The organism is Acinetobacter sp. BIGb0102 (genome assembly GCF_003815055.1).
Taxonomy (GTDB): domain Bacteria; phylum Pseudomonadota; class Gammaproteobacteria; order Pseudomonadales; family Moraxellaceae; genus Acinetobacter; species Acinetobacter vivianii.
In genome coordinates this window covers 190,801-212,176 of the sequence record NZ_RKQE01000011.1, presented here as the reverse complement: position 1 = coordinate 212,176, position 21,376 = coordinate 190,801, and the positions used below count along the sequence as shown (strand labels likewise).

Genomic DNA, 21,376 nt, shown 5'->3' with positions numbered 1-21,376 from the left:
CTTACTTTTTATTCAATAATTCCAGCATTGAAACAGTGGTGATTTTTACCCCCATTGGCAATGCCTTTAAATCGACAACATAATTCGGACTATGCGGGAGATAAGGTACAGCTTGTCCCTTTAATTTCGCCGCAGCAAAAGTAAGTGGATTGGCAACCCCGACAAACATAAAAGTAAATGGAACATCTTTCTGCTCATCGATTAAATGATGCACATCCTCTGATCCCATAAATGCAGGGAAATCATTCACCACCTTTTTATCACCCAATAATGCTTTTAAAGGCCCATTTAGGCGGTTGGAAAGATCTTTATCATTGATCACAGGTGTTACAGAACCTCTCATGGTCAGTTCGGGGAGTTGATCTTTTTCCATGCCTTGCATCTGGGCTGCGCCATCACTCATAAGTTTGATGCTATTGAGCATATTGTCGCGGACTTTTGGATTAAACCAGCGGATATTCATTTTGACCAAAGCTGAAGACGGCACAGCGTTATTGGTCGCGCCGGCCTGAATTGAACCGACAGACAGTGCCGCTGGCTCTTGAGCACTGACCACATTGCCCATAATCGTCTGATATTGGGTAATCGCATTAGCCACCATATTAATCGGATTCTTAATTAAATGAGGCACTGAGCTATGCCCAGCAACACCTTTAAATAAAACATCGAACTGATCGGTTCCTGCCATACGTGGTCCTGGTGCATTCAATACCATGCCGACGGGAATAGGTGTAGTATGCACTGCAAAGAAATAATCAGGTTTGGGTAAATTATATTTTTTCCACAAGCCATCAGCTAACATCGCTTTCGCACCTGTGACCGGTTCTTCAGCGGGCTGGGCAACCAGAATAATGGTACCACTCCATTCATTCTTCAAAGCCGCCATGGTACGCGCCATTCCTAGCATCCATGTCACATGTGCATCATGACCACACATATGCGCAACTGGCGTTTCAGTGCCATCAGCAAGTTTAGCGCGAACCTTGCTGGCATAAGGCAAGCCGGTCGCCTCTTCTATGGCTAATGCATCCATATCGGCACGATACATCACTGTTGGGCCTTTGCCATTTTTTAAAACACCGACCACACCTGTTTTGGCAATACCTGTCGAAACTTCAAAACCTAAAGCTTTTAGTTCATTGGCTACAATTGCAGAGGTACGGGTTTCCATAAATCCTAGTTCAGGATGTTCGTGAATATCCTTGTAAGTTTTGCTCAACCATTCTGTTTGACCATCAATAAGGTCTAATGCTTTTGCCGATACCGCAGGGAGACTTGCTTTTGCTTCATCAGCATGTACAGCGCCTGCATTGACGAGCAGAAATGCTGTTACTCCGATCCAACCCAATTGATTCACAACTTTTTTCATTGTCTAAATTCCTTTCTCAATGAACTTTTTTAATCTCATTAAAATTTATAGCCAATTTTCAGACCATAACTGATTGAATGGTTATCTTTAAAATCTGCGACGTAATAGTCACTGCCTGCCTGTGCTCCGAGCTGCCCTTTCGCATCTCCTAACCAGAAATATTTAATCCCACCAGAAATAAAATATTGAGCTGTTGGACTATATTGAGCACCTAAACCTAAGTTGTAATATCCCTTAACAGGCCCACCTGTAGAGACTTTATCTCCCGCTCCCGAATCCCATCCGATCGATACACTCCCCAACCATTGAGGTGAAAATCTCTGCCCGACCCCTAAATTTGCAGACCATTGATCGTCATAAAAACGAACCAGACTAAAACCATCTGGACGACTTGGCGTAGAAAGGACACCTAATACTTTTGAGATTTCACCAAAGCGATAAGGTTGAAAATTCAACTCACTCCAGTTCACCCAACGGACATTACCGAACAGCAAAGTCCCTGGACGTAAACCGGTCTGAAACTCAAGATTGACTGAGTCTGGGGTTTTAAACTGGGTGGTTCCTGAATCCTGGGTATGTGCCAATCCTGCAACAATCTGATTCAATGCAGCCTTTTTCTGTGGTGACATTTGACCAATAGAAATCATGTAATCTAAATGCTGGTCAACCAAATCACGGCCTTGTTGAGTTTTTAACATATCGACCAAGGGTGCATTTTCAACTGCTTTCACTTTGTGCTGAATTTCAGAACGATAGGTTATTGAGGCTTTGATTGCTTTTTCAGGTATCTGATAAGCGAGTCCCGCCAGCCATCCCCAATCGCCAACACTTTTGCTATGCAAATCATAGCCATTGTAAACACTAAAGACATTGCCCCTGAGCTCGACTTCACTTTTAAAGGTCTGATAAACAGGCCCTGCATAAACGTTCCAGTTTTTATTGGGTTGATAGCCCAAAATGAGACTCAGATTCTGTATATCGAAACTTGATTTGGAATTTCCTGTAGGGAGATTGTCTTGGGTTGCATTTGCCAATCTGGTGGTTGTCAGTCCAGACAACATCACCATATCTTTGCCTGTGGCAACAAAGCTATTATTTCCTGTGTATTCTGTATCTGAACCAAAGGGCTGGTCATACAGCAAGCCAAAAGAGAACTGCGGGGCTAGCTGTAACTTTAAGGCAGCTGTCGGGCGGTAATCTGTATGACCAATATCAGAAATCGCACTATTTCCTGAATTTGTACCTGCTTCCTGCCCCTTTAAAGACGTGTCCGTAACTCCAAGACTTGCTTCAAAATAATGATCAGGCTGCAAAAATGCCGCAACAGATTGTCCTGTTTTATCAAAAGCTGCCGCATATAAAGAACATGTCCAAATAGAGCTGATTGCTATAACTAAGATTTTCTTTTGCATCGTAAATTCCCAAATCCATCCTGGACTTTTTTATTTTCTTGAATCAATATATGTAGATATGAAGGAATTTACTTAACCCTAAACGCCAAACACTTGGCTGTGCATGCCAATAGGCTGTGCTAAATGAAAAGAGGGTTTTAAGTGAAGGAATAAATGTTTTTAGGTGTAATAAAACGACTTAGGCTAGCTCTACACTGAACATCTCATTCTAGATATTTTTGTTTAATACTCATGCGACACTGACACCGCTTGTCTAAGCGTTTTAACTAAAAGTTCGTTTAAGTGATCTACCGCTTTTGAGTCACGAGAAGTATGGCTTCGGTAAACTGCTACCTCCATTGGCTCTAAAGGGCCCAACCCATGTTCAGCCCCAAGAATTTCTAAATGCTGTGGTGCACTACATTGAGTAAAAACAGCAATCGCCAATCCACTTTCAACAGCAGCAATTTGTCCAACCAAACTTGAACTACTGTAAACCACACGATAACGGCGCCCTTGCAAGGTAAGAGAGTTGATTGCACTCTTTTTAGCTGAACTGGTACTTTCATACACTGCAATAGGGACTGGGTCTTCACGCCAAAGCTCAAATTGTGGAGACCCCACCCAAACCATCGGCTCATGAAATAATAAAGTACCTTGACGCTTGCTATCTCTGGAAATTAAAGCCAGATCAATATCACCACTTTCTATACGAGGAATTAAGGAGGTGGATTGTTCGCAAATGAGTTCAATTTCAACACCACTATAACGAGGTGCAAATCGTTTCAATACTGGGGTCAGATATTTCACAGCATAATCATCTGGTACTCCTAAACGTATCCGCCCACTTAATTCTTCCCCATGAAATGCCATCACAGCTTCATTATGCAAATCTAATATTCGCCGTGCGTATCCTAATAGCATCTGCCCCTGAGGGGTGAGTTCTATCTGTCTATGGGTTCTGATCAATAGCTGACACCGCACAGCTTCTTCTAATTTTTTCAATTGCATGCTGACCGCGGATTGTGATCGATATAGCTCAGGAGCCGCATTTGAGAGAGAACCAGTATTAACCACCGTAACAAAACACTTTAACCAGTCTATTTGTAAGTTCTTTAGATTCATGGCAAATCTTTCTATTTGATTTTCGAATAGTATATTCAAGAATTATGCGCTTTTCATTATTTAATAATATGACAATACTTACCCTATTCAGCAGGCCATCACATTGATTTGAAGGCTTTTTCCGATAACTTTTTACCATCATTTTTTATTTTAAAAATTTAATAATTTCTTAGGAATTAAATCACTAGGAGTGATTCCATGTACCTCAATAAAAGTACACTTGCCGCACAAAGTGCCACTTCAGGATTTGTTCTATTATGGGGCTGCGCTGCAATCTTTACTCGTTGGGGGCTCGATAATGCATCGCCAATCGCTTTATTAATTTTACGATTTTCAACTGCTTTAGTAGTCCTCCTCTTACTTGCTCTCTATAGAAAAAGATTATTGCCTATACATGGGAGTCGCAAACAAGTGTTATTCACTGGACTTCTCATTATTGCGGGCTATTCGATCTGTTATTTTCAAGCAATGGCACATGGCGTTACACCTGGTTTAATTGCGACTATTTTGGGAATACAGCCAATTCTAACGTTATGCATCATGGAGAAAAATATACAAAAAACACGCTTGCTAGGTTTATGTATCTCGTTAGCAGGTCTGGCTCTTCTCGTCTGGAAAAGCTTGTCTATGTCCCTGATTGCACCTATTGGTATTTTGTTTGCACTGGCTGCGCTGCTCTGCATGACTTTTGGAGCCATCATGCAGAAGAAGATTCAACAAGCACCTACAGAAGTATTACCCTTACAATATGCAATCAGTCTTGTCGTATGCTTAATCTTTATTCCATTTGAACATTTTGAAATTCACTGGAACTCACAACTTGTTATCTCTGTTCTTTTCCTTGGAGTTTTGATTTCTGTTGTTGCCCAACTTTTATTGTATAAGCTGCTAAGTCAGGGAAATATTGTAAATGTGACGAGCTTGTTCTACTTAGTTCCTGTCGTGACTGCATTACTCGACTTTTTAATTTTAGGTAACAAACTGCCAATAGCAGGTCTTATTGGGATGGTCGCAATTTTATTAGGCTTGTTGCTGGTGTTTAGAAAAGAATATGACATTAAACGCTAAAATGATGGCACCTTTTCACCTGACTTCTATTTTTTATTAATTTTCAAACGGTTTTCCGATTTTTAGAAACCGTTTGAAAATGTTTACTGTTTAAAACTTAAAGCTATAGTCAATATTTAATCGTGTTTCATTGGCGGAATGGAAAGTCATATTAGTGGGCATATCGTTGCGATAGTGAGAAAAGCGAGCTCGCATTCCCAAGCCTTTTAACTTGCCTTCTGGAATTTTATAACCCAAATCAAATTCCATTGACTCCTCTTTAAAACGCTGATCGCCGTATTGCAACAAATCAATGTCTTCGCCTTTGGCATAGCGAGTCATAAAACGCAGTCCGTTTAATGAAACATCGCCTAATTGGGCATTTTTAAAGTCATATTCATAACGTATCGAATAGACTTTTTCATCTTTATTTGAATAGTCTGAACTCATAAAATCAAGCACAACTGGGCTTTCAGTTCCCGACAAAAACGGCAGGCCTGTTGAACCAAACGACTGCATGTAACCCAAAGAAACCGTATGATTTTGATAGTTCAAACCAAATAAACCACTCATATGTAGGTTATCGACCTCTCCTATTTTTTTGCTTCCAGTTTCTTCACTATTAAAAAAGCGCACGTCACTTAAAAAGTTAAGCTGATCATTTAAAGGCTGTTTTCCGTTAAAGCCCAAAAATTGTTGCTGGTAAATGTCTTTCAGTTCGGCATGATAAGCACGTAGGCGATAATCCTTTAACTGATAACTTCCACCTAATGTATAAAAAGAATCGGTAGTTGCCGCTTTGTCAAAACGATGGTTGATATTGTCTGTTCCAACATCGGTAAAACGGATTGAGTCACGTTGACGCACTTCATCAACATAAAAGCCTTCGAGTTGAAGATTTGGAATTTCATTTGAAACAAGGCGGATACCGCGATAAGTCTGTGGGAACAAACGCGCTGGCGATGAAAATATAGTCGGTAACTGTGGAACCAGATCGCCCACAAAAAGCTCATTCTTTCTAAATTTCGCTTTCCCTGTAATGCCGATTTTCCCATAGTAATCGTCACGTGAGTTATCGGTATTGACTTGAAGTAAGCCACTACGCGCATAGTCATCCGCCCGATTTCCCATCAGGTTAAAACCTGCCATTGCCAGTACATCAACTCCAAAACCAACTGTCCCTTCGGTATAACCAGACTGTCCTTTAAAAATTAAACCCTGCGCCCAATCTCTGGCTGCTGTGTACGGATATGGGTCTTTTTTATAGTCTCGGTCAAAGTAAAAATTACGTAGTGTCAGCTCAGCTTTACTGTCTGCAATAAACTCGGCATGCACAATTTGACTCAATAATGGGCACAAGCATACCCCCACCCACAATGGTGTCTTTTTCATTTTTTATCTCAACTATTTAATTTTTTAAGGGTTTAAGGCACTGTTTTAAGTGCGTAATCTGGCTCTTTCTTATTTCGGTAAAAAGCATTACTCAAACTTAAAATCAGGAAAATGGCTAAAATAAAGACCACACCGTAATAGGCATAAAGCGTTGCAGGTGCTATACCTTTATCTAGGAAAATACCTGCAACCGTTGGCGATAAAATTGCTCCAATTCGTCCAAAACCAATGGCATAGCCCACACCGCGACTACGAATTTCGGCATCATAAATTGTTGGAGAAATAGAATATAAACCTGCTACACAGCCATTAATAAGTGTGCCAAGCAATAACCCCACCATGAGTGCAATGCTGACTTGAGATGAGACTGCGACAAATAGGAAAACACATGCCGAGGTTAGCCCTAAAAATAGACTTAAGGCATAGAAAATTTTCATGCGTGAAGCGAGTAAACCAATAATGGCTGCCCCGAAAATGCCACCAATACTAATTAAAATACCGGTACTTACGCCTTGTTCTGGCGACATCCCCATTGAGATAAGAATTTTTGGTGTCCAGCTCATCACAAAGTAAAAGCCAAACATCACTAAAAAGAAGGCGAACCAAAGACAAAGTGTCTGAAATCCAAGTTGTCCTGTAAATAATTTGCTGAGTTCACTGCCATTTTGCGTACTGATTTTTTCATAACGTGGCATAACGGGTAGTTGGTTAAGGCCCATACGATTTACAGTTGCATTAATTCGTTCGAGTGCCTGATTTGGTCGTTTCGCCAATAAATAATCTAAAGATTCAGGTAATAACCATATGCTGATCAACAACATTGCAATGGTGGTAATGCCGCCAGCTAAAAAGATTGAGCGCCAACCTAAATGTTCAATCAATGCCAGTGATAGTACTCCGCCAAGTGTCGCGCCAATTCCATAACCTGTAGACATTAAACTCACTGCAAGACTGCGCCAGCGCGCATTAGCATATTCACTTGCCAGTACATTACTACTTGCAAGAATCCCACCCACCCCAATTCCGGTAATAAACCGAAGTGCTGCCAACATGCCGTGGCTTTGTACAAAAGCACACCCCAACATGCTAAGACCTGCGATGACAAGACAAACTAAGATGAGTAAACGACGACCGATTTTATCGGCTAAAGGCGCGAGAAAAATGGAACCGGCAGCCATCCCAAAAAGGCCCGAACTGAGCAACAAGCCAATTTGCGCACCTGAAAGTGACCATTCTGCCGAAACAGATGGAGCGGTAAATGCCATCACCATCACGTCAAAGCCATCAATAATATTGAGACAAATACAGATCAAAATGACGAACCATTGGTAGCGGCTCATGTTGTTTTGATTGATCTCACTTAGAACGTCTCTTTCCATTTGTGTATCTCCCTTGGATAAGACATACACACGACATTGCTGATATGAGCGATTGGGTGGTTATGCATATCCGTATCCATAATGACCTAGAGGAATATTTGTTTTTTGAGCATCCTGCTCTTTTTCTATACTGAATATTTGGATCCAAAAAATCAACTAAAATTATAAATGGATTATTAAAAAGTATATAAATACATAAATTATATAAGTATAAAATTATTAAAAACATAAAATCAGAATGCTTGAATATTTTTATGGATCCATATTAAAAAATCTATTATGATCGATTCCAGAGCATTTTTTAGCCAAAAAATACTTTATTTATCTTCAAGAAATGCAAGATGCATTTATAAAACATCAAAGGATTGTTGTTATGAAACTCAAAAGAGTAAGTCAGCTTACATTGGGACTTTTTTTTGCCAGCCAATTGTTTTACACAACGCAAGCAGCACCTCCAAAAAATCAACAACCACCTAACATCATGATTATTTTGGCCGATGATCTTGGATTCTCAGACATTAGCGCCTATGGCGGCGAAATTAAAACCCCTCATATCGATAGCCTGTTAAAGCAAGGAAAAATGCTTTTTAATTTTCATGCTTCATCAATGTGTTCACCGACACGTGCGCAACTTATGACAGGTGCAGATAACCACTTGGTCGGTTTAGGTGCCATGTATGAAACGTCAAAACGACAAGAAAAATTGGTTGGCGCCGATAGTCCGCGTGCACTCCTCAAAATTGATGGCTATTCAGGTCACTTAACGCAAAATGCTTATACACTCGCAGAAATTTTAAAGACTAAAGATTATTACACCTTCATGGTCGGTAAATGGCACTTAGGCTTTGCTCCCGAACAAAACCCTAAAGCTCGTGGTTTCGATCAATCTTTTGCCCTGCTCGATGGCTTCGATTTACACTTTAAAGACCAACCTAAAAACTATCCGCGCAATACCCAGTACACTGAAAATAGTCAAAAGGTTACTTTGCCTGACAACTACTACTCAACCGACTTTTTTACACAAAAAGCCTTTGAGTACTTAGATAAAAATAAAGCACAAAAACCATTTTTTGCCTATCTAGCTTATACCGCTCCACATTGGCCGATACAGGCACCTGCTCATTATAGAGACTTATACAAAGGTAAATACGATCAAGGCTACGATGCAATTCGCAAACAACGCTTTGAACGTCAAAAGAAATTAGGATTAATTCCTGCAAATGCAGAATACCCAAATGAAAGTGGCAATCAGGCTTTAGGCACAAAAAACTGGAATGAACTCACCCCACAAGAGCGCAAATATGAAGCGCGTAAAATGGAAGTTTATGCGGGCATGGTCACCCATTTAGATGATCGCGTGGGTGATGTCATCCAGTATCTTAAAAAGCATCATTTATATGACAATACCCTGATTGTGTTTATGTCAGATAACGGCGCTGAAGGTGGTGATCATAATTTCCCAATGGGTGATGCTGACAACCGCTATGAGAATATAGGCAATGCCAGCTCATATGTTTACATGGGACCACGTTGGGCAGAAGTAAGCAGCACACCATTTACCTACTGGAAGTCAGCCGCTTCAGAAGGTGGGGTACGAGTTCCATTTATTGTTAAATCACCAACTCAGGTTTCTAAACAACATGGAATTAACAATAACTTTGCGACAGTCAGAGATATATTCCCAACTGTGATGGAGCTAGCTGGTATTCAAAATAGTCAGGTTTATCCAACTTCAAGCACCAAAATTAAACCATCTGGTTTTAGTCTGATCCCTGCATTTAAAGATAATACTGCCCGTATTCGTCCTGTTAATTATTATGACTTTAAAGAATTACATGGCAGCCGCTACGCTAAAACTGACGAATGGAAACTTGTTGAAAACTCACCTTCCAAATTTAAAAGCCACGGTTGGGAACTCTACAATTTAAAAACAGATTTTAATGAGCAACATAATGTTTACGCAAAACATCCTGAGATTGTCAAAGTCTTAAATGACAAATATTTAAGATATGCTGATGAAAATGGTGTCGTGGATTTTGAGCAATACAATAAAAAGTAGGGAAAACCAGATGAAACAGATCATGATGCTTTCATCGTTCCTCTTACTTTGTGCGTGCCAAAAAACCACGCCTCAACTAGAACAGACCACCTTGCCCGACTTAGGTACTCAAGCTAAATGTTCTTCTTATTCGGGCCTTCCTTCGGGTTGGCCTAAAAATAAAGAAGCAGGTATGGTCAAACTTCCTCAAGGAAAGATTGTTTTAGGTACCACACAAGGTTATGAAGATGAACGCCCATTAAACTTACAGGCAACTTCCGTTCCCGCTTTTTTAATTGATGCGACTGAAGTCACCAATGCTCAATTTCAAGAATTTGTTAAACAAACGGGTTATGTCACCGATGCAGAGAAGCAAGGCGGCGCAGCTATGTTTGTACAACCTGAGTATCCAGTTGAAGAATTACAATGGTGGAGATTTGAAACAGGCGCCAATTGGAAACACCCATGGGGCTTAAATAACCCCAAACAACCCGCGCCTCATGAGCCTGTGCGTATGGTGACATGGAATGATGCTTATGCTTATGCAAACTGGCTAGGTCACGACCTACCGACCGAGCTTGAGTGGGAATATGCAGCCAAAGGTTTTCAACAAAATTCCGATATTGGCCCAACTCATGAAGGCCATATTGTAGCCAATTTCTGGCAAGGTGAATTTCCTTATAAAAACATTCAGGAAGATGGTTTTAAGGATGTTGCCCCTGTTGGTTGTTTTAGTAAAAACCCCTTTGGTTTGTATGACTTGATTGGCAATGTATGGGAATGGACGCAAACACCCTATACAGGTCCAAGAGATCACCATATGGGAGATCCATCAAAATATCGGCAACGTCATGAACAGATTTTGCAATACACGATTAAAGGTGGCTCTTATTTATGCGCAACCAACTATTGCGCGCGTTATCGTGCTGCCGCGAGGCATCCACAGGAACTCGACCTTGCAACTAGCCATGTCGGATTTAGAACAGTAAAACGCTTTTAAACGGATTAAAAAATGAAGCATATTTTAATTTATGGGATTTTCTTCTCAGGGACAACCCTTGCCTGCTGTTTCGCTCATAGTGAAGTAGATGTTAATTTTCAAAATACACTCACACTAAAAACATTCAACTTCGACAGACAATATGAAAATGGCACTAGTCCCGATACCCATAGCTTGAGCCAAGGTCTGATCTATCATGGCGACTGGTCTACCAAACTTAATGATGTTCAACTCCACCTCAATCCAAGCATTCAATATGCATATCGCCTAAGTAGCGACCAACACACCAATGATATGGTCATACCCTTTGACCCTAACACTAAAAAACAAGCACAAGATCAAGTTAAATATGGCTTAGGTGCTGGAGTTGAATATCAGAATTTTCGTATGAATGTGGGTGAAATCACTCCTGATTCACCACTGACTCCACAAGTGGATACACATCAATTACGCGTAAACTACAAAGGCGTGGAATTAAAATATAAGACACCACAACAAAATTTCGAGCTGGGTTTGATTAACCGTTATTCACCAAAAAATGAGGAGGACTACCACAAACTTGCCATCTCAAAACATGAATCTGATGGGCTTTACTTTTTTCAATGGGATGGGAAAACGCCTAGATATCATTGGAAATTTTATAATGGCTATTTAACCGACCTTATCAATCAAAGTTACTTTGCTTTTGATTATCAATGGACAAGGCAGCACACCACAAAATTACGTGTGTTTCGCCACGACGACGTCGGTAAATCAAAACTTGGAGAATATGACAATACATCCTTAGGCGCTATGCATTTTATCAAACATGGCAACTTTACAACTGGAATTGGCTACCAAGAAAACTTTGGCAAAGATGGAATTCCAAAACTCGACAATATGCCCATCCCCCATATGGTGAACTGGACCTTAGGCGCGTTTACCAAAGCAGATGAAAAGTCTTATCATTTCGTTGCCTCGTATGACTTTAAAGACTATATCAAGGGTTTAAAAATCACCTATAAATACATTTATGGCGATTCATTTCAAACAATGAATCAAAATGATTTTGAGCAAGAAAGTGATGTGTTGATTCAGTATGATCTCAATGCTTGGGTTAAAAATCTTAAATTCCTGTTCTTGAATATTAACTATGACACTAAACATGGCAAAAGTCTGGATGAACAACGCATGATGCTTCACTACACTGTAAATTTCTAAATTTTCACTCTCCATAATGACTTAACCACAGTCATTATGGATCCAAATTAAGATCAATAAAAATTTAGCCTCTAAAATTCAAAGTAATCACAAAAATCTTTAATAGCAATTAAAATATACAAAACAACCAAATCAAAAGATCAATATTTTTTAAAAAATATACTGCTTATCAATTGACCAATATTTTTATTTATTATAAATTGGATCCAATAAGTGATAAGGAGTCGTCACAATGTTTATTAAAAATGCTTGGTATGTTGCCTGCCGCCCAGAAGAAATCCAAGACAAACCATTAGGTCGCACCATCTGTGGTGAAAAAATTGTTTTTTACCGTGGCAAAGAAAACCAAGTTGCAGCCGTTGAAGATTTTTGTCCCCATCGCGGTGCCCCGCTTTCACTTGGCTATGTAGAAGATGGAAACCTTGTTTGTGGATATCATGGGCTAGTGATGGGTTGTGACGGAAAAACTGTTGCAATGCCAGCCCAACGTGTCAATGGTTTCCCTTGCAACAAAGCATATGCAGTTGTCGAAAAGTTCGGTTTTATTTGGATATGGCTGGGTGAGAAAGCCTTAGCTGATGAAGCAAAACTGCCAACTTTAGAATGGGCAGATCATCCTGAATGGAGCTATGGCGGAGGCCTGTTTCATATTCAGTGTGACTATCGCCTGATGGTCGATAACCTGATGGATTTAACCCACGAGACCTATGTTCACTCAAGCAGCATCGGACAAAAAGAGATTGATGAATCATTACCTGTCACTAAAGTTGACGGCGACCATGTGGTTACCGAACGCTACATGGAAAATGTGATCGCACCTCCATTTTGGCAAATGGCTCTTCGCGGCAATCACTTGGCAGATGATGTACCTGTTGACCGCTGGCAACGTTGTCACTTCTTTGCGCCAAGTAATGTGCATATTGAAGTGGGTGTCGCACATGCTGGACATGGTGGTTATCACGCACCAAATGACAAAAAAGTTTCCTCAATTGTGGTCGATTTTATTACGCCAGAGACTGAAACTTCACATTGGTATTTCTGGGGAATGGCACGTAACTTCCAGCCAGATAATGCTGAACTAACCGATCAAATTCGTGAAGGCCAAGGCAAAATCTTTACTGAAGATTTAGAAATGCTGGAGCAACAACAACAAAATATTTTAAATAATCCACATCGTAAATTACTGATGCTCAACATCGACGCGGGCGGTGTACAGTCTCGTAAAGTAATTGAGCGACTACTTGCTGAAGAAAATAAAACACCTCCTGAAACATCCGCACAGAAGTTTCCAAACATACGGATTATTTAAAGGAGCATGAACATGGACGTTATTATTCAGAAAATTCACCAGCTCACCCCGACCATTCGTGCTTTTGAATTGGTTGCAGCAAATGGTACAGCGCTACCGAATTTTGAGGCAGGTGCACATATTGATGTGCATCTGAAAAATGGCCTGACCCGCCAATATTCACTTTCAAACTGCTGCACTGAAAAGCACCGTTATGTGATTGGTGTTTTACATGATACCAATTCACGCGGTGGCTCACGTTGCATCCACACTGAATATCGTGAAGGCGACCATTTAAAAATTGGTGAACCACGCAATTTATTTGAGATTCACCCTCACACAAAACAGGCGGTTTTATTTGCGGGTGGTATCGGTATTACCCCTATTTTATCGATGGCCTATCGGCTTAAGTCAGCCAATATTCCTTTCGAATTGCACTATTTTGTTCGTAGTCATGAAATGATTGCCTTCTATGGCAACTTAACCGAGCACTTTGGTGACCAAGTCCATTTTCATATTCAAGATCAACCAGATACTGAATGTCATATGGCTGAGGTTTTGGGCCAAGCTTCACCTAATAAACACTTATATGTATGCGGTCCGACAGGGTTTATGCAGTTTGTCATGAACTCGGCCGAACAAGCAGATTGGCATAGCGATCAGTTACATCAAGAGCATTTTGTTGCGCAAAAAGTAGATACGACTAACGATGAAGCTTTCACTATTGAAGTGAAAGGTACGGGTCGCCGAATTGAAGTACTACCAGAGCAAACTGCGACTGAGGCATTAATTGCAAATGGTTTTGATATTCCTGTTTCATGTGAACAAGGCATTTGTGGCACTTGTATTACCCGCGTAGTAGAAGGCACGCCTGATCATCGGGATATGTTTATGACCGATGATGAACATGCTTTGAACGACCAGTTTACGCCCTGCTGTTCTCGTGCAAGAACTAAGAATCTTGTGATTGAGCTTTAATTCTTGAGTTCCTTTATTCAAACATAAAGGAACTTATTTTACCTTAAGCACTTAAAACATTTCTGAGCGTTTCACCCAAAATCACTACACTACTGTGCTCACGCATTAAGGTTTCAGCACGCCCTGCCTGACGATGTACCAATGCATCAAAAATCGAACAATGCTGCAAATGTGCATAGTGCAAACGGCGATATTCTGACAAAGCCTGATTCTGGTCATAGGTAATGGCTTGAGCAGAAGCCATCGGTAGCTGATTGTTTTTCGCCAAGGCTTGTATGAGTGCGACGTTTTGCGCGCCCTCAATAATCGTGTCATGAAAAATAACGTTAAAATGATGATAACGTTCTAATTCAGCATCACCAAACTCGTCTGTTTCATTAAAGAGTTTTTCAGTTTCTTGAATGCAATGTTGCAGCGTCTTTTTCTGCTCTTCGCTTAAGCCTTGTTCTGCCAAAGTTTTCGCAGCCAATCCTTCGAGCACCCCTCGCACTTCAAGCGCATCATGAACAAGTTGTTCTGAAATTTCACGAACCGTGTAACCACGAGTTGGGTTTTTAATGAGGAGGCCTTCTTGCTCGAGCAAGCGAAAGGCAATACGAACAGGCTGCCTTGAAACACCAAGTAACTCGGCAGTCGGAATTTCGGCAATTCTGGCACCGCCTTCAAGTTCCCCTGAAATAATCATTTTTCTTAGTTTAAGTAAAACTTGTTGTCCTGAAGACATTCGCTGCCACACATCACCAAAAACGTCACTTCGATGCTAGCAAGTTCATTTGTAAAATGAAATAAATTTTCTGTGTGAATCAGTGCTTAAGCATTTCTGTAGATTTTAAAAAATTAAATTACCAACCACCTTTTATCAAAGGTTTTTAAGATTATTGACCATAATATCGAGATTATTACGGATTAAATAAGCCAAGTTAATATCAATGCCTTCAAGCATTTTTTCTTCGACTTTTAAAACCACTTCATTACATTTATTTAGCTTTTCAACACCGCTTTCAGTCAGGGTAATTAAAATACGGCGGCCATGTGTTGGATCTGGTTTTTTCTCAATCCAGCCATTGACCAGTAAATCTTGCAAAATTTTGTTGGCCGATTGCGGCTTAATAAAAGAGCGCTCAGCAAGTTTGGCATTGGATACATTACTTTTTGAAGCTAAAACAGAAAGTGCTGTAAATTGCGGCAAGGTAATCTCAAGCTCTTTTAAATGTTCTGTTAAATGTTTACTAATAATTCGATCAACACGAGCAATCATGTAACTTAACTTAGGCTCATCTTCTACTTTTTTTTGAACTGAATTCGAACGTACCATAACCTTTCAATCATCATAAGAAAATCTGTAATGAAAGTATGAGGATCTACCCCATACTTTCGTTGAAACTTAGCGAGCACCTGAGCTTTGTACTAAATGTACAGGCTGTTTAGGTTTTTTGACAAGAAGTAATGCAGAGATCGCTGCAATTAAAATTACTGGAATGCTTGAACCAATCACAATGGTTGAGCTTTGTCCAAGCGAGAGTAAAAAACCAGCCATTAAAGGTCCTGCAAAAGAACCAATACGCCCGATTGCAACTGCTGAACCCACTCCTGTTCCACGCATTTCGGTTGGATAATACATGGCAGCCAGACCATACAAAGCTGATTGTCCGCCCACAATGAATAAACCACAGCCCACTGCCGAAAGTGCCAGTAAAGCCACGGTCGGAGAAATTGCTAAACAGCACAGTGAAAATAAAATACCGAGATAAATCAGTTTAATCACAAAGCTCATACGTAATTTATCCAGCAATACGCCCATGAGAATTGAACCTAAAATTCCACCAACGTTGTAGCCCATCTGTACATAGTTTGCCTGAAGTTTCGATAAGCCTTGCGCACCCATCAGTAACGGCAACCAGTTCAACAAGAAATACAGTACAACGAGCGTACAGAAAAAACTTACCCAAAGCTGAATCGTCGACATACGGCGTTCTTTTGCAAATAAAACTTCCAAAAATGGCGTGGTTTTTTGCGCTTGACCTTTACGTTGTAGGTAATCATTTGACTCAGGCAAAAAGCGCATAATCAGTGGAATGAGTAAAATAGGCGCAATCCCACCAATATAGAAAATATGACGCCACTCCGCATCACCTGCCAACGACATAGCAACGACAGAGGTGAGTAATCCACCAAAAGGAATGCCACTATACATAATACTTACCGCGGTCCCTTTATATTTATCAGGTACAGCTTCAGATGCCAGTGTAATCATCATCGGAAGTGCCCCACCCATTCCTAAACCAGTACAAAAACGAATGAGTAACAGCAAACTAAAGTTAGCAGCATATGCCGTTAGCAAAGACATAATTCCAAAAAGTAAAATACTAAAAATCAGAATTTTCTTACGCCCGATAATATCTGCAAACCTACCACCTAATATCGCACCTGGTAGTGTTCCTAAAATTGCAGCACTAAATGCCCACGCCATCTGGCCATTGTCCAACATAAACTCAGCCCGCATTCGTGGGGCGGCCACCCCCATTGACTGAAGATCAAAGCCTTCAAAAATTGCTATTGCAAAGCATAATAGCAACGTGATTTTTGCCCTTGCAGACTGTCCTAATATCTTTTCCATTGTGTTATCCCTTATTGACTAGTCGTTCCATTTAGCCCTTTGTGTATTATTGTTTAAACACATCAAAAATATCAGTTAAACTTACTAAAAAATCAACATATTTTTATATTAAATCGTAAATAAAATTAATTAATATTTAAAATACAATGAATTATAAAATATTTATGAAATTTTATAAAAAAGACTTGAATGTAAGTTTAACTGATATTAAATTAAATCCCAGAACAGCTAAAAATCATTCAAGGAGTATGAAGATGAGTTATGAAAACCGCTGGGAAACAGTAGATGTTAAAGTTGAAGATGGAATTGCATGGGTAACACTAAACCGCCCAGAAAAGAAAAATGCCATGAGCCCAACACTCAATCGTGAAATGATTGATGTACTTGAAGCGATAGAACTTGATCAAAATGCACGTGTGCTTGTGTTGACAGGTGCAGGTGATTCTTGGACAGCAGGAATGGACTTGAAAGAATATTTCCGTGAAGTTGACACTCAGCCTGAAATTTATCAAGAACGTATTCGCCGCGACTCATGCCGTTGGCAGTGGCAACTTCTTCGCATGTATTCAAAACCAACCATTGCTATGGTCAACGGCTGGTGCTTTGGAGGCGGTTTCTCACCTTTAGTGGCTTGTGACCTCGCAATTGCAGCAGATGAAGCAACTTTCGGTTTATCTGAAATTAACTGGGGGATCCCACCGGGTAACCTTGTAAGCAAAGCAATGGCAGACACTGTTGGTCACCGTGCCTCTTTGTACTACATCATGACGGGTAAAACCTTTAGTGGTAAAGAAGCTGAAACGATGGGCCTCGTGAATAAAAGCGTACCGCTTGAACAGCTAAAAGCTGAAGTGACCGAGCTTGCAAACTGTCTACTTGAGAAAAACCCTGTGGTTCTTCGTACCGCTAAAAATGGCTTTAAGCGTTGTCGCGAACTCACTTGGGACCAAAACGAAGACTACTTATATGCCAAACTTGATCAATGTATCCACCGCGATACAGAAAATGGTCGCCAAGAAGGTTTGAAACAATTTTTAGATGAAAAATCAATTAAACCGGGTTTACAGAGCTATAAACGTACTGGTTAACTTTTGATTCTCTAATGGCAATGTAAGGACGCAACCCATGCAAAATGTACAGTTACTTATTCACGGTCAATCTGTTGATGCATCAAATCAGGCAACTTTTGAGCGTATTAGTCCCATTGACGGATCAGTGGCAACGAAAGCCGCTGCTGCAACATTGGAAGATGTTGATCGTGCAATCGATTCGGCACAACAAGCTTTTAAAATATGGTCGAAACTCTCGCCTACCGAACGTCGCTTACGTTTGTTAAAAGCAGCCGATTTAATGGACCAAAAAACCGAGCAATTCATTGAAACTGGAATGCAAGAAACAGGTTCAACTGCAACATGGTATGGGTTTAACGTTCATCTTGCTGCCAACATGTTACGTGAAGCCGCAGCCATGACCACACAAATTGACGGAAGCCTGATTCCGTCAGATGTGCCGGGCAATCTTGCGATGGGTGTACGAGTTCCTTGCGGTGTCATTGTTGGCATTGCTCCTTGGAATGCCCCTGTCATTTTGGCAACACGTGCGCTTGCTATGCCTTTGGCTTGTGGTAACACCGTTGTATTAAAAGCATCGGAAGCCTGCCCAGCAACACATCGTCTCATTGGTGAAGTGTTACATGAAGCAGGTCTAGGTGAAGGTGTGGTGAATGTGATTACGCATGCCGCCGAAGATGCACCACAAATCGTGGAACGTTTAGTGTCTCATCCAGCCGTGAAACGCATTAATTTTACCGGTTCAACCAAAGTCGGAAAAATTATTGCCGAGACTGCTGCTAAATATTTAAAACCAGTTTTACTCGAACTCGGTGGTAAAGCTCCTGTTGTGGTTTTAAATGAAGCTGATATTCATGAAGCCGTAAATGCAATCGCTTTTGGAGCATTCTTTAATCAGGGACAAATTTGTATGTCGACCGAACGTGTTTTGGTTCAAGACAATATTGCCGACCAATTTATTGAAAAGCTGATTGAGAAAACGCGCTCTATTCAGGCAGGTAATCCAACTTCAAAAGACAATGTACTCGGTGTTTTAGAAAGTCGACGCGCTGCAAACCGTATTCAGCATTTGCTGGAAGATGCTCAAAACAAAGGTGCTGACTTACCTTTAGGCATTCATATTGAAGACACCACCATGCAACCGACATTGGTGCTCAATATTAAACCTGACATGCTGCTTTACCGTGAAGAATCATTTGGACCTGTATGTACAGTTCAACGTTTTTCAAGCATTGAAGAAGGTATAGCACTGGCAAATGACAGCGAGTTCGGTCTGTCTTCAGCAGTGTTTAGCCAAAATATTTCGCAAGCATTGGAAGTCGCTCAACAGATTGATTCGGGTATTTGTCACATTAACGGCGCGACCGTACATGACGAAGCTCAAATGCCATTTGGCGGAACAAAATCGAGTGGTTACGGACGTTTTGGTAGTAAAGTCTCTGTTGCCGAATTTACCGAACTACGCTGGATCACCATTCAGACCCAATCACGTCATTACCCGATTTAGTCAGGCTAATGCGGACAACAATATATTAAATAAAAATTGCATGATGCAAAAAATAAAGCGCAGTGATGCGCTTTCCATGGAGTGAAAGAAATGCAAATGAATGCCACTCAATCACAAGACCGCGAACGGTTCGTAAAATTAGGGCAACATGATATTCATTATCACCATAAAGATGACACGCTCTATATCAGCCCAAAAGAGCAATTAAAACCGTATCCACAAAAACTGACAGATCGGTTAATTCATTTTGCACAAACCAAACCAGACCATATTTTTGCAGCAAAACGCAATGCTCAAGGTGAATGGGTCAAACTGAGTTATGCAGAAGTTTTACAACGTGCATGGCACATTGCTCAGGCATTACATGAACGTAAGTTAAGCCAAGAAAGACCTCTGGTCATTTTAAGTGGTAATGATCTCGAACATTTAACACTCTCTATGGCTGCCATGCTAGCAGGTGTACCTTTCTCAGCTATTTCACCCGCCTACTCTCTGATTTCTCAAGACTTTGGCAAACTCAAACATGTGTTTGAAGTGCTTACTCCGGGTATGGTCTATGCCAGCGATGGACAAGCTTTTGCCAAAGCGATTCAGGCATGTATTACATCCGACATTGAAGTGGTGACCAATAAAGGCATTGTAGGCGATCAGATCTGCACGTCTTTTCAATCGCTATTGGATACGCCTGTTTCAAATGTCCAAGAGTTTTATCAAACCCTAGATGAAAACCAGATTGCCAAATTCTTATTTACGTCAGGTTCAACCAAATTGCCTAAAGCTGTACCGACCACGCATTTAATGTTGTGTGTTAATCAGCAAATGTTATTGCAAACTTTCCCTGAATTTGAAGAAACACCACCTGTCCTACTCGACTGGCTATCTTGGCACCACACATTTGGCGGCAGTCACAATGTCGGTATCGCACTCTATAACGGCGGTACCATTTACATTGATGATGGTAAACCCGTTGCAGGAAAATTTGACGAAACCATTCGTAATCTCAAAGAAATTTCTCCAACCGTTTATTTAAATGTGCCAAAAGGTTGGGAAGAACTCACCGAAGCTTTAGAAAAAGATGAAGAATTAAGAGACCGCTTTTTTGCCAAAGTTAAAATTTTATTCTTTGCAGGTGCAGCGCTTTCAGAAGCAGGCTGGAACCGACTCGATAAAATTGCTCAACAACATTGCGGAGAAAAAATTCGTATCATGAGCGGATTGGGCATGACTGAAACTGCTCCCTCTTGTGCTTTTACCACGGGCCCACGCGTAATGGCTGGCTTTATTGGTTACCCTGCTCCGGGATGCGAAATTAAGCTGGTTCCATGTGGTGACAAACTAGAATTTTGTGTTCGCGGCAAACATGTCATGAAAGGCTATTGGCGCTTAAAGGCAGACCAGCAAAGTACTGTGTTTGACGATGAAGGCTTTTTCCATACTGGTGATGCTGTTCGTTTAGTCGATGTGAATGATCCAACTAAAGGCCTGATGTACGACGGACGAATTGCCGAAGACTTTAAACTTAACACGGGTACTTTTGTGAATGTGGGCACACTACGCAACAAAGTACTCATTCAAGGTAACTTACTGGTTCAAGATGTTTGTATTACAGGTTCAAACTTAAATACGGTTGGCTTTTTGATTTTTCCAAAACTAGACGCGTGTGCTCAACAAGCTGGTCTTAAGCTTGGTGAACATTCTCAAGCAGAGATATTACAACACCCTAAGGTTCAGCAATGGTTCCGCCAATTTTTAACGACCTTTAATAAAGATGCGACTGGCAGTTCAAATACAGTCTCAATGCTTTATTTAATGACCGAGCCACCTCAACTCGATGCAGGTGAAGTGACCGATAAAGGCAACCTCAATCAAGGCAATATTACCAAGCGTCGTGCTGCTTTAATTGATGAACTTTATCAAAAACAGGCCGAAAACCCACTGATTATTCGGGTACCCACCTTAAAGCAATAAGCAATTG

17 protein-coding genes are annotated in these 21,376 nt (G+C 40.7%); 9 read left to right on the top strand and 8 right to left on the bottom strand.

The genetic code is table 11. The annotated features are described in order from the left end of the window. Nucleotide 1 precedes the first annotated feature (1 nt). The 3 genes from EC846_RS07110 to EC846_RS07100 all read right to left on the bottom strand — a co-directional run bounded on the left by EC846_RS07110 (nucleotide 2) and on the right by EC846_RS07100 (nucleotide 3,885). On the bottom strand, nucleotides 2-1,369 hold the full coding sequence (locus tag EC846_RS07110; protein WP_123774676.1) for an amidohydrolase: 1,368 nt from the start codon (nucleotides 1,367-1,369) through the stop codon (nucleotides 2-4). A 38-nt stretch (nucleotides 1,370-1,407) separates the two neighbouring features. Further along, the gene (locus EC846_RS07105; protein WP_123774675.1) at nucleotides 1,408-2,781 is read right to left on the bottom strand and encodes an OmpP1/FadL family transporter; all 1,374 of its coding nucleotides are present in this window, start codon (nucleotides 2,779-2,781) and stop codon (nucleotides 1,408-1,410) included. A gap of 222 nt (nucleotides 2,782-3,003) precedes the next feature. After that, nucleotides 3,004-3,885, bottom strand: a complete 882-nt coding sequence (locus tag EC846_RS07100; protein ID WP_123774674.1) for a LysR family transcriptional regulator — start codon at nucleotides 3,883-3,885, stop codon at nucleotides 3,004-3,006. Nucleotides 3,886-4,083: 198 nt separating this feature from the next. On the opposite strand from EC846_RS07100, the gene EC846_RS07095 reads away from it, so the two are divergent. After that, nucleotides 4,084-4,953, top strand: a complete 870-nt coding sequence (locus EC846_RS07095; protein WP_123774673.1) for a DMT family transporter — start codon at nucleotides 4,084-4,086, stop codon at nucleotides 4,951-4,953. A 90-nt stretch (nucleotides 4,954-5,043) separates the two neighbouring features. Here the strand turns inward: EC846_RS07095 and EC846_RS07090 are convergent, their stop codons facing one another. Continuing rightward, on the bottom strand, nucleotides 5,044-6,324 hold the full coding sequence (locus tag EC846_RS07090; protein ID WP_123774672.1) for an OprD family outer membrane porin: 1,281 nt from the start codon (nucleotides 6,322-6,324) through the stop codon (nucleotides 5,044-5,046). 32 nt (nucleotides 6,325-6,356) lie between these two features. Beyond that, a complete protein-coding gene (locus EC846_RS07085; RefSeq protein ID WP_123774671.1) occupies nucleotides 6,357-7,703 on the bottom strand; it encodes an MFS transporter in 1,347 nt (448 codons plus the stop codon). A gap of 373 nt (nucleotides 7,704-8,076) precedes the next feature. Between EC846_RS07085 and EC846_RS07080 the strand changes: the two genes are divergently transcribed. From EC846_RS07080 to EC846_RS07060, 5 genes are all read left to right on the top strand, one after another. Then, nucleotides 8,077-9,762, top strand: a complete 1,686-nt coding sequence (locus EC846_RS07080) for an arylsulfatase (protein ID WP_123774670.1) — start codon at nucleotides 8,077-8,079, stop codon at nucleotides 9,760-9,762. A gap of 25 nt (nucleotides 9,763-9,787) precedes the next feature. After that, nucleotides 9,788-10,741: a formylglycine-generating enzyme family protein gene (locus EC846_RS07075; RefSeq protein ID WP_123774932.1), complete on the top strand. Its 954-nt coding sequence runs from the start codon at nucleotides 9,788-9,790 to the stop codon at nucleotides 10,739-10,741. Nucleotides 10,742-10,753: 12 nt separating this feature from the next. Next, nucleotides 10,754-11,941, top strand: coding sequence for an OprD family outer membrane porin (locus tag EC846_RS07070; RefSeq protein WP_123774669.1), 1,188 nt, complete (start codon nucleotides 10,754-10,756; stop codon nucleotides 11,939-11,941). A gap of 232 nt (nucleotides 11,942-12,173) precedes the next feature. Beyond that, entirely contained in the window at nucleotides 12,174-13,250 is a 1,077-nt protein-coding gene (locus EC846_RS07065) for an aromatic ring-hydroxylating oxygenase subunit alpha (protein WP_123774668.1), read from the top strand. Nucleotides 13,251-13,262: 12 nt separating this feature from the next. Then, nucleotides 13,263-14,207 carry a PDR/VanB family oxidoreductase gene (locus EC846_RS07060; protein ID WP_123774667.1) on the top strand — a complete coding sequence of 315 codons (945 nt, stop codon included), beginning with the start codon at nucleotides 13,263-13,265 and terminating at the stop codon, nucleotides 14,205-14,207. 43 nt (nucleotides 14,208-14,250) lie between these two features. Here EC846_RS07060 and EC846_RS07055 read toward each other — a convergent pair whose 3' ends face one another. The 3 genes from EC846_RS07055 to mhpT form a co-directional block, all read right to left on the bottom strand. After that, the gene (locus tag EC846_RS07055) at nucleotides 14,251-14,943 is read right to left on the bottom strand and encodes a GntR family transcriptional regulator (protein ID WP_005802836.1); all 693 of its coding nucleotides are present in this window, start codon (nucleotides 14,941-14,943) and stop codon (nucleotides 14,251-14,253) included. A gap of 123 nt (nucleotides 14,944-15,066) precedes the next feature. Continuing rightward, on the bottom strand, nucleotides 15,067-15,522 hold the full coding sequence (locus EC846_RS07050) for a MarR family winged helix-turn-helix transcriptional regulator (protein WP_005070428.1): 456 nt from the start codon (nucleotides 15,520-15,522) through the stop codon (nucleotides 15,067-15,069). Between the two features lie 69 nt (nucleotides 15,523-15,591). Beyond that, complete coding sequence (mhpT, locus tag EC846_RS07045) at nucleotides 15,592-16,824, bottom strand: 3-(3-hydroxy-phenyl)propionate transporter MhpT (RefSeq protein WP_123774666.1); 1,233 nt, start codon at nucleotides 16,822-16,824, stop codon at nucleotides 15,592-15,594. A gap of 248 nt (nucleotides 16,825-17,072) precedes the next feature. Here mhpT and EC846_RS07040 point away from each other — a divergent pair, with 248 nt between their 5' ends. The 3 genes from EC846_RS07040 to EC846_RS07030 all read left to right on the top strand — a co-directional run bounded on the left by EC846_RS07040 (nucleotide 17,073) and on the right by EC846_RS07030 (nucleotide 21,369). After that, nucleotides 17,073-17,912, top strand: coding sequence for a p-hydroxycinnamoyl CoA hydratase/lyase (locus tag EC846_RS07040; protein ID WP_171056853.1), 840 nt, complete (start codon nucleotides 17,073-17,075; stop codon nucleotides 17,910-17,912). 37 nt (nucleotides 17,913-17,949) lie between these two features. Further along, nucleotides 17,950-19,401 carry an aldehyde dehydrogenase gene (locus tag EC846_RS07035; RefSeq protein ID WP_123774665.1) on the top strand — a complete coding sequence of 484 codons (1,452 nt, stop codon included), beginning with the start codon at nucleotides 17,950-17,952 and terminating at the stop codon, nucleotides 19,399-19,401. A gap of 81 nt (nucleotides 19,402-19,482) precedes the next feature. Continuing rightward, complete coding sequence (locus EC846_RS07030) at nucleotides 19,483-21,369, top strand: feruloyl-CoA synthase (RefSeq protein ID WP_171409996.1); 1,887 nt, start codon at nucleotides 19,483-19,485, stop codon at nucleotides 21,367-21,369. The last annotated feature ends 7 nt before the right edge of the window (nucleotides 21,370-21,376 follow it).